Here is an 8748-nt window from a genome sequence, read left to right on the forward strand (position 1 = left end):
TTGCTAAGTAGCGAGATGACGTGCCATCTAAATATTGCTTAGCAATGATACATTTTAGCTCTCGGCTATATTTGGACATAAAAAGACCCCCAATAATTGGTGTCCAACTATTGGGGGTCAGTTCAATCTGATCATCAGGTGCTGGCTTTTCTTTTAATATATTGACTTAGCGGTATGTGTTCACTTGCGGGACATGTGACAATAAGCCTTTGAACACTTTATGGTGCAACCATCGCATGAGTGATGTCATTGCCCAAGCCTATTTCTAATCGTTCTAAATTAAACGGTATATTATGACAAGTGTATTTGAGCAGGCGGCTAAAGAGTTATTGAGCCGTCGCACAGCGGGAACTAAAGCGCCAAGATTAATCGAACTATATCGCCCAACCAGTTTAGATGATGCGTTAGCCATTCAAGAATTCATGATTGAAATTCGTGCAGATAGAGTGGGGGGCTGGAAGTGTCTGTTACCTCTTGCAGAAAACAAATTTATCGTAGCGCCTATTTTCGCTGACAACGTGCAGCAAGGTGAAATTTGTGAATTGTTCGCAGACACAGGTTCAGTGCCAGGTAAAGAGGTAGCCCGAGTAGAGCCAGAAATCGCTTTTGTACTGGCTAAGCCTTTGCCTGCAAACTCAAATGGCTACAGCGAAGCACAAGTCAATGATGCCATTGGATCTTGCCATATGGCACTTGAGTTAATTCAATCTCGCTTTGCTGATGACAGTGGAGCGGAGTTTTACGAGGTTTTAGCCGATTGCTTGGCAAACCAAGGCTTGTTTCTTGGTCCTGAGATAGAGAAAGATAAAGCGTTTTCTGCTGCCAAGGTCGAAGTGGCTATCACTCAAGCTGAAAAAGTACAGGCATTTTCTGGCACCCACCCTAATGCATTAGCTCAAAATCCCGTTTACTGGTTGATTGATACGATGACCAAGCGTGGAGTCAGTTTTGAAGCGGGTGAGGCAATCATTACAGGGTCTTACTGTGGTGTGGTTGAGCTTGACTTCAATGAGCTAACAACCGTTGCTTATGATGGTATCGGAGAGTACCAAGTGACTTTCAAACCAAAGCACTAAGTTATTTACAAGCTCTATTGATTAAGAAAGCAGGTCTCTAAAACTCTACTTCACGTATGAGCAATTTGTTCTAGAAAGGCTATTTACTGGTGAGTAAATAGCCTTTTCTATTATGTGATGTTCAATAGAGTTCTTATTACTTTGCATTATATTGGGCGTTTAGACGTCTAGACGTTGACAAGTCCTAAGTGTGACATTAGTCTGCTCTCCTTCCTGTTCTATAGTGTTGTCGTTCCATGTCCAATTCAAAAAATTCTAATGCGGTTATTGCCCCTTCGGCAGTAGCGCTTATCCCTCTGATCGTGTTCCTAGCGCTGTTTATTGGCGTAGGTACCTACTTGTCGTTGCAAGGCGTCGATTTTGCTTTCTATCAGCTTCCAGCTCCGATTGCGGCTCTACCTGCTGTGATGTTGGCGCTGCTGTTGAGCAAAGATAAATTGAACCGTGCTATCGAACAGTTCTTGAGTGGAGTAGGTCACAAAGACATTATCGCAATGTGTATGATCTACCTATTGGCAGGTGCTTTTGCGGCGGTTGCTAAGGCTTCTGGTGGTGTGGATGCGACGGTAAACCTTGGTTTGTCGGCAATCCCAACGAGCATGATCCTACCGGGTATCTTCCTAATTTCTGCTTTCATCGCAACAGCAATGGGTACTTCGATGGGCACCATTGCTGCGGTAGCCCCTGTAGCACTAGGCATTGCTGATTCAGCAGGCATGAGCATTCCATTGACAGCAGGCGTTGTTTTAAGTGGCGCGATGTTTGGTGACAACCTTTCTATCATCTCTGATACCACGATTGCTGCTACGCGCTCGCAAGGCTGTGAGATGAGAGACAAGTTTAAAGAGAACATCCGCATCGCACTTCCTGCTGCACTTATCGCGATTGTTATCTTTGCTTTTAACAGCACTGCGACTCAAGTGCCTGAAACGGGTCCTATTGAGTGGCTTAAAGTACTGCCTTACATCACTATCTTGATCCTTGCAGTATCAGGTATGAACGTGTTTGTTGTGCTAACCATCGGTATCTTACTGGCGGGTGGCGTTAGCTTAGGTTATCTGGAGAACTACGGTTTAACGGATTATGCGCAAGATATCTATGCTGGCTTTGGCAACATGCAGGAAATTTTCTTACTGTCGATGCTGATCGGTGGTTTGAGTGAGTTGATGCGTCGTCAAGGTGGTCTAGCTTTCTTGACTAACCTAGTAAGTAGCATGATTCGTGCATTTGGCTCTTCACATTCTAAGCAAGCGAACGGCCGCGCAAGTGAGTTGGGTATTGCTGGTTTGGTGTCTATGGTGAACATGTGCACGGCAAATAACACAGTAGCGATCATTGTCTCTGGTAGTGTTGCTCGTCAATTAGCAGAAGAGAACGATGTATCTCCACGTCGCTCGGCGAGCTTATTGGATATCTTCTCTTGTGTGATTCAAGGTGTGTTGCCTTATGGTGCACAGGTATTGCTACTAGGTTCTGTATTTAACCTATCGCCGTTAGAGATCGTTTCTAACTCGTACTACTGTTTTGCATTGGCTATCGTGGCTGTCGTCGCTGTGTTTATTAAACACCCTGCACGTCAAGTGGCTCAAGCTTAGTAAAAATAGATTTTAATGAGAAGGCGCCGTAATAGGCGCCTTTTTTGTATCTACAAGAATTGTTCAGAAGCTGGCTTTTGATTTTGAGCTTTATTTAAGCAGGTTCTTAAGCTCGTTTGCTGTCGCGACATTGCAATAACCAAAGCTCAGTGCAGCCATGAATGCGGCATGGACATGCGCTGCTGGAACCTTAACGCCATTGAACTCCATGTCTAAGGTTGTGCAAGCATCATGCGCTACGTGGCATTCATAGCCTAAATCGGTTGCTGCACGAGTCACGGCATCAATACACATGTGGCTCATTGCGCCAACGATGATCAGTTTTTCAACGCCTTGCTCTTTTAGCACTTTGTTCAGTTCTGTATCTCTAAAGCTGTTGATTTGATGTTTTACGATGACAGGCTCACCTTCTCGCGGAGCCACGCTGCTGTGGATTTGAGCTCCGTCTGATTCTGGCAAGAAGAACGGAGCATCATTCGTCGGAAATTCATGGCGTACATGAACAATTGGTAGTTTCTTATTGCGGAATGTCTCGAGTAATTGCGCGCCTTTTTCTGCCGCTTTTTCTGTTTCAGAGAGTGCCCATTTCGCGCCTTCGTATGAAGGAAAGTAGTCGTTTTGGAAATCAATAAGTAGTAGTGCTGTATTGCTCATAATCCATACCTTTGTTGTTAATGTCTTGTGGTGTAGGGATATTATGACTACCCTGTGTTTTTTAACGCACGTCAAAAATGACAGACTATATGGCAATAGTGACAAAATCAGTAAAGGTCGAAATTATCGATTATCCAGGCTCTCTGCAGAGCGCTGTGTTTGGAGTAAAAGAGTTTCTTCAAATGGCGAACAGCCTTGATTCTGAGAGTGAAACGGTTCAGTTCAAGGTTGAGATTAAGCCTTATGGCGACTTATCGGTTTCATCGGCTAACTCAAATGAAGAATCTAAAGCCGATATCATTTTATTGCCGCCAAACCTAGATGGCAGTTACTACCTAGAGCGTGATGATAGGCTAACGGATTATCTGATTGAGTCTCATCAAAAGGGTTCAATATTGTGCTCAGCATGTGCAGGCGTGTTCATTCTTGCTCAAACCGGGTTGCTGGAAGGGCGAACCGTCACCACGCACTGGCAAGCTCAGCAATTGTTTTCGGAGCTCCATACTGGAATCGAAGTGGATATAGACAAAATCCTGATCGATGACGATGACATCATTACTGCTGGTGGTTTGATGTCGTGGATGGATTTGGCTCTGTTTATCCTGACGAAATACACGACGCCGACCAATACGCGTAATTTGGGTAAGTATCTGGTGTTGGATACGGGACTGAGAGAGCAGCGCTACTACCAAAGTTTTGTGCCTAACTTCGCTCATGGGATTGACAAGATTGTCTCTGTACAGCGCTTTATTCAAAAGAATCACCACCTTCCTTTGACACTGGACCAATTGGCGGAAGAAGCCTTCATGACGCGAAGAACCTTTATTCGACAATTTACTAAAGCGACGACCTTGACTCCGATTAACTATATTCAACATGTGCGTGTTCAAAGCGCGTGTGAGCTACTGGAAAGTTCCCATAAACCAGTAGAACAAATCAGCTACTTAGTTGGGTATGAAGACGTCAACAGTTTCCGAAAAGTTTTTATGAAAATCATTGGTCTAACGCCATCAAGGTTTCGCTCTAGATTTTTATCAGAGGAATGATTTACCATAGATTGATATTCAATATGTATCACTGGTTCGCTCACTTACTTCGCTAATGAAGTGCTTGAAGAGGAAGTGATCTTTTCTCGAACTTAAACGGACTGTTGATGCTTGCCATTCCTTTACCATTTGTCGCGGCGCTGTTGTTATTGATGACAGGTGTGCTGCTTCGATGCCGTTACCCACAAACCAGTCAAAAGCCATTTTGGTTTATCACTCTATGCGCGTTGATGGTGACGGTAGTGGGCCTTCGGTGGACGTTTGATATTACGTTGTTTCGCTTCTTACAACCCATTCTCGGTGCCTGTGTTCCTGTGGCGGCTTGGCTCTGTTTTTCGGGAGCTCATCGAAGTCAATCTAGTACACATTTACATTGGCTAGGCCCGATTGCTGTTTTAGTTGGTTCACTTTTCTATGTGCACCTCTGGGCGGGAACTCTTGATGTATTACTGATATTTCTCTATCTCGGATATGGTGGCTTGCTGCTAAAGTTGTCGCTACGAGTGCCGGAACAAGTGCGGCTAACCGATGTACCGAAAGTGTTGGTTGCTGAACGAGTTGCAGGTGTAATGCTGCTATTCTCGGCTTCGGTTGATAGTGCGCTTTCTTTCGACATCTTGCTTTTGGACGCGCAGCACACCAATCTGATCTTATCGATTAGCTACCTTGTCCTTATTCCAGCCGTTGTTTCCGCCGTGATGGTGGTCAGTATGAGCACGCCTGCCGAAGAAAAAGCCAAGCAGATGCAGGCTTTATCTACCATGTCACAAGGTTCTCCAGAAGAGGTCGACACATCGACTACACTCGCGAGCAGCTTAGATGAAGACCAAGCTGAAGAGGCCACGCAGATCGTGGCTAAGTTCGATGCATTAATGAGAGATCACCAAGTATTCAAGGATCCTGACCTGTCTCTCAATCGCTTGGCACGAAAGCTAGGCATTCCTGCTCGCAAGATATCGTCTGCGGTTAATCAAACTCACCAACAGAACATTTCGAAGGTGATTAACGCCTATCGAATAGAACACGCTAAGAATCGCTTGAAGCAAACTGATGAAGCGATAACTGAGATTTATCTCAGTTCAGGCTTTCAGACCAAATCGAATTTTAATAGGGAGTTTTCAAGGATAACTGGGCAAACTCCGAGTGAGTTTCGAAGTTCGCCACAAGTGTTAGATTGAGTGTGCTTGCTTTTGGGTTATCAATTCAGAAAGCGAACGATGTCATTGAAGAACAATTGATGTAACTGGTCGCGTGATGTACCAATGCCATCTTTACAAATAATGCCATCGCCTGGGACCTCTTCATTCAGCATGGCTATAGCACCGGGTTTACAGCCTTGAATGAAGCTGAAATGGGTGGCGTTTTCATAGACTTTGTAGCGTCTTGAGTTCAGTGGCAAATGCTCGGCTACATAGCCGGACTCTAATGCTTGAGGAAGATCTCCAATATCGATCCCAGCTGCCAGTATCAAGGTTGGCACTTTAATGTCATTTAAGCTGACGATTGAAAAGCTGCGAGCAAGTCCTAAATCAAGGCTGACCACACGTTGAATCCTAGGGTCTGAAAGGTCTTTTTGAACAAGTTCTTCATCTTGGACTTTGTCGAGCCCTAGCTCTTCAGCAAGTCCACAAGTTCGTGGGTTAGGGTATATGAGACAATTCGCTTTAAAGGTTGGTCTATCCATTTTCGCTCCCGCCAATTGCATTACTGTCCAGCCACCCAATGAATGTCCGATTGCAGTCACATTGTCGGCGTTAGCAGACTGCTTCCACTGTGGGGCAGATAACAGGTAATCCAGAATACGTGATACATCTCGTGGTCTTTCCCACCATTTCGCTGCTTGCTTTGGAGAATGGTCGAAAGAGGTGGTTCCCGGATGATCAGCTGCCGCTACGATGTAGCCTTTACTCGCAAGTTTGGTCGCTAACCAGTTTTGATTGCGCCAGTTTCCTCGGTAGCCGTGCGATAGCAGTATTACTGGAAAAGTGCCTGATTGAATGTCTGCATCTTTGATGACTTGTGTTCCGATGAAGGCGGGGTTATCGCCAATTAAGGTTGTGTCTGATGCACCTCTCGCGGGATACCAAATGGCAGTGTTTAGCGGGCGATTAGGATTGTCAGTTAAGGTGACTTGAGTGAATCCGACACCGGAAGCGATGGCTGAACTGCAAAGGAAAAGTAGGGATGTGAACAGTAAATGTGTCCGTTTCATAGTGTTGACTCCAACTGAGGTAAGTGGAGCTAATATGCGCTAAGGCTAGGTATCACGAGACCTCAAACACGATCGAGGACGCCCTAAATCGTGTTTTAATACCTAAGCTAGTGACTTGCTTATAGTTACCTTCTTCTAGGACGCTTCTCTACCAAGCCGTTTCTTTCTAAGCCACGTCTTACGCTGCTGCATAGTTTACCGAAGCGACGCAGTTCTTCGAAGTTTGGCCCTTGTCCCATTGAGATGCTGTGTTCCCAGTACATCAATTCTGTGTCGACCATCTCTAGCAATTTCTTAGAGCAACCTGAGCAGTTTCCTTTTGGCCCACAAATGAATGTCTCTGACTCATAGAGCGGGAGTTCATTTTTCACTTCTTCGATGAGATTCAGCATTGCCGAATTCAGGTCCGGTTTTTTCGTTGTGATTGGCTTTACGTTTGCTGGTGTTGGTGCAGTAACCAAAGAAGATATTTGTGTATTGGCATGTAGATTCAAAGCAGCTGATGACATATCAAAGGCCTCAAGGAAAGGTGAAGAGGGGCATCCTACACCTCAAAATGAAGTGAACCTTGATGTAGTGCAATAAGCGTGGAGATATATCCGAAAGAGGTAGGCGAAACGAGGGCGCAAATACGGGGAAGGGGGAGAAGAGGAGCCACAAATGGTGTGACCCCTTTCATGAAGACTTGTTATTGATAAGAGTTTTTAGAACTCAGCATCGAATTGGAATTCCATCCACTCTTTGGTAATTGGGTGGTGTAGGGCAAGTCTTTCTGCATGTAGGTGAAGACGGTCAGCTTTGTTGCCATATAATCCATCACCGACGATAGGCATATGCAGCCCTTCTTCATGTGAACAGTGAACGCGTAACTGGTGTGTGCGTCCTGTTTTAGGGTGCAGATAAACCTTAGTGGTCTCTTGATTGCGTTCAATCACTTCCCATTTTGTTTCTGCAGGTTTGCCGTGCTCGTAGCAGACAATCTGACGAGGACGATCGTACAGGTCACCACGTAGCGGCAATCGAACATAGCCCTCATCTTCAGTCAGAACACCTTCAATCATCGCGACGTATCGCTTCTCGACTTCACGAGTAATGAACTGTTTCTGCAGGCTTTTGTTTGCTCGTCGAGTCAGAGCGAATATCAGAATGCCAGAGGTCGCCATGTCCAAGCGGTGTATAACGAATGGTCCTTCCACGTCAGGATGCATTTCCTGAACGCGAGTGTAGGCAGAATCTTTGATGGTCTTGCCCGGTACTGAAAGGAACCCTGCTGGCTTATGTACTACAACGATATGCTCATCTTGAAACAGGATATCGAGCTCTTTGCCCTCTGCAGGGTTCTCTAACAATGGGTTTGGATCCACTTCAAGGCCTTTCATCATATGGCCAAGTATCGGTACACATTTGCTTTGGCAAGACGCGTAGTATTTCTTGTGTTTGCGGATCTCCGATTTCGGAGAGCGCCCCCACCAAAATTCAGCTAATGCCAATGGCGTGTAGCCATTCAAATAGGCATATTGCAGAAGTTTAGGCGCCGCACATTCACCAGAGCCTGCCGGTGGTATCTTATTTGGCGTGTTTTCAAAGATCTGGTTAAGGTCTTCGACGTCTCCTTCCGCATTTAAGAAAGCGTATTGTGAAAACAACTTGTGTTGAAGCTGATGAGACAGGTGCGCTCTTCGCTCTTTTAATTCAGCCAATTGAGCCGTAAATACGTCCACCTTGCCTTGTAGCTCGTTTAGGGTTTGTTCCCAATTGAGCTTCAGGTATTTCTGTTGGTTTTTATCTGCAACGCTGGCTTTGCTGAGCTCTTGGTTTAGTTGCTCAAAAGCTTGCTCATCAAGATTCTCTTTACCCTGCTCTCGTTGTTCTTTGCGCGTTTTACGACCTTCAATGATCAACAAGCGTTGAGCTTCGATCTCTTGCTCTGCCTGCGCTTTTTGCTGTGCCAATTGTTCGCACAACTCAAGGTATTGAGCGTTGACCTGCAGCGCTTTAAATTCGGCGTTCACCGTCATCATATCTGCGGTTTCTTGACGGAAAAAACTGTCACTGCTCAGCATGTCGAATACCGGTGGAACAAAGTGCGGCAGTAGGTTTTGATCGGCGATTTTCCCTGAGAATGCAGAGAAGTAACCAAGTTCACCTTCAGGGCTTCTTACTAG

The 8748-nt window shown here is 45.4% G+C and carries 8 protein-coding genes and 1 pseudogene; 4 read left to right on the forward strand and 5 right to left on the reverse strand.

The window, feature by feature from the left end:
• A pseudogene (locus BCT81_RS29985) lies at nucleotides 1-79 on the reverse strand (helix-turn-helix domain-containing protein); the annotation flags it as partial.
• 214 nt (nucleotides 80-293) lie between these two features.
• Here BCT81_RS29985 and BCT81_RS04230 point away from each other — a divergent pair.
• Nucleotides 294-1076 carry a hydratase gene (locus BCT81_RS04230; RefSeq protein WP_102423327.1) on the forward strand — a complete coding sequence of 261 codons (783 nt, stop codon included), beginning with the start codon at nucleotides 294-296 and terminating at the stop codon, nucleotides 1074-1076.
• Between the two features lie 236 nt (nucleotides 1077-1312).
• Nucleotides 1313-2671: a Na+/H+ antiporter NhaC family protein gene (locus tag BCT81_RS04235; RefSeq protein ID WP_102423328.1), complete on the forward strand. Its 1359-nt coding sequence runs from the start codon at nucleotides 1313-1315 to the stop codon at nucleotides 2669-2671.
• Nucleotides 2672-2761: 90 nt separating this feature from the next.
• Here the strand turns inward: BCT81_RS04235 and BCT81_RS04240 are convergent, their stop codons facing one another.
• On the reverse strand, nucleotides 2762-3325 hold the full coding sequence (locus BCT81_RS04240; RefSeq protein ID WP_102423329.1) for a cysteine hydrolase family protein: 564 nt from the start codon (nucleotides 3323-3325) through the stop codon (nucleotides 2762-2764).
• Nucleotides 3326-3414: 89 nt separating this feature from the next.
• Between BCT81_RS04240 and BCT81_RS04245 the strand changes: the two genes are divergently transcribed.
• Nucleotides 3415-4371: a helix-turn-helix domain-containing protein gene (locus BCT81_RS04245; protein ID WP_102423330.1), complete on the forward strand. Its 957-nt coding sequence runs from the start codon at nucleotides 3415-3417 to the stop codon at nucleotides 4369-4371.
• Between the two features lie 107 nt (nucleotides 4372-4478).
• A complete protein-coding gene (locus BCT81_RS04250; protein ID WP_102423331.1) occupies nucleotides 4479-5549 on the forward strand; it encodes an AraC family transcriptional regulator in 1071 nt (356 codons plus the stop codon).
• Between the two features lie 20 nt (nucleotides 5550-5569).
• On the opposite strand, the gene BCT81_RS04255 is transcribed toward BCT81_RS04250, so the two are convergent.
• From BCT81_RS04255 to BCT81_RS04265, 3 genes are all read right to left on the reverse strand, one after another.
• Nucleotides 5570-6583: an alpha/beta fold hydrolase gene (locus BCT81_RS04255; protein WP_102423332.1), complete on the reverse strand. Its 1014-nt coding sequence runs from the start codon at nucleotides 6581-6583 to the stop codon at nucleotides 5570-5572.
• Nucleotides 6584-6708: 125 nt separating this feature from the next.
• Entirely contained in the window at nucleotides 6709-7092 is a 384-nt protein-coding gene (locus tag BCT81_RS04260; protein WP_102423333.1) for a hypothetical protein, read from the reverse strand.
• A 195-nt stretch (nucleotides 7093-7287) separates the two neighbouring features.
• The coding region (locus BCT81_RS04265; protein ID WP_102423334.1) for an RluA family pseudouridine synthase at nucleotides 7288-8748 on the reverse strand (1461 nt) is incomplete at its 5' end.

This window comes from Vibrio sp. 10N.261.52.A1, assembly GCF_002876325.1.
GTDB lineage: Bacteria > Pseudomonadota > Gammaproteobacteria > Enterobacterales > Vibrionaceae > Vibrio > Vibrio chagasii.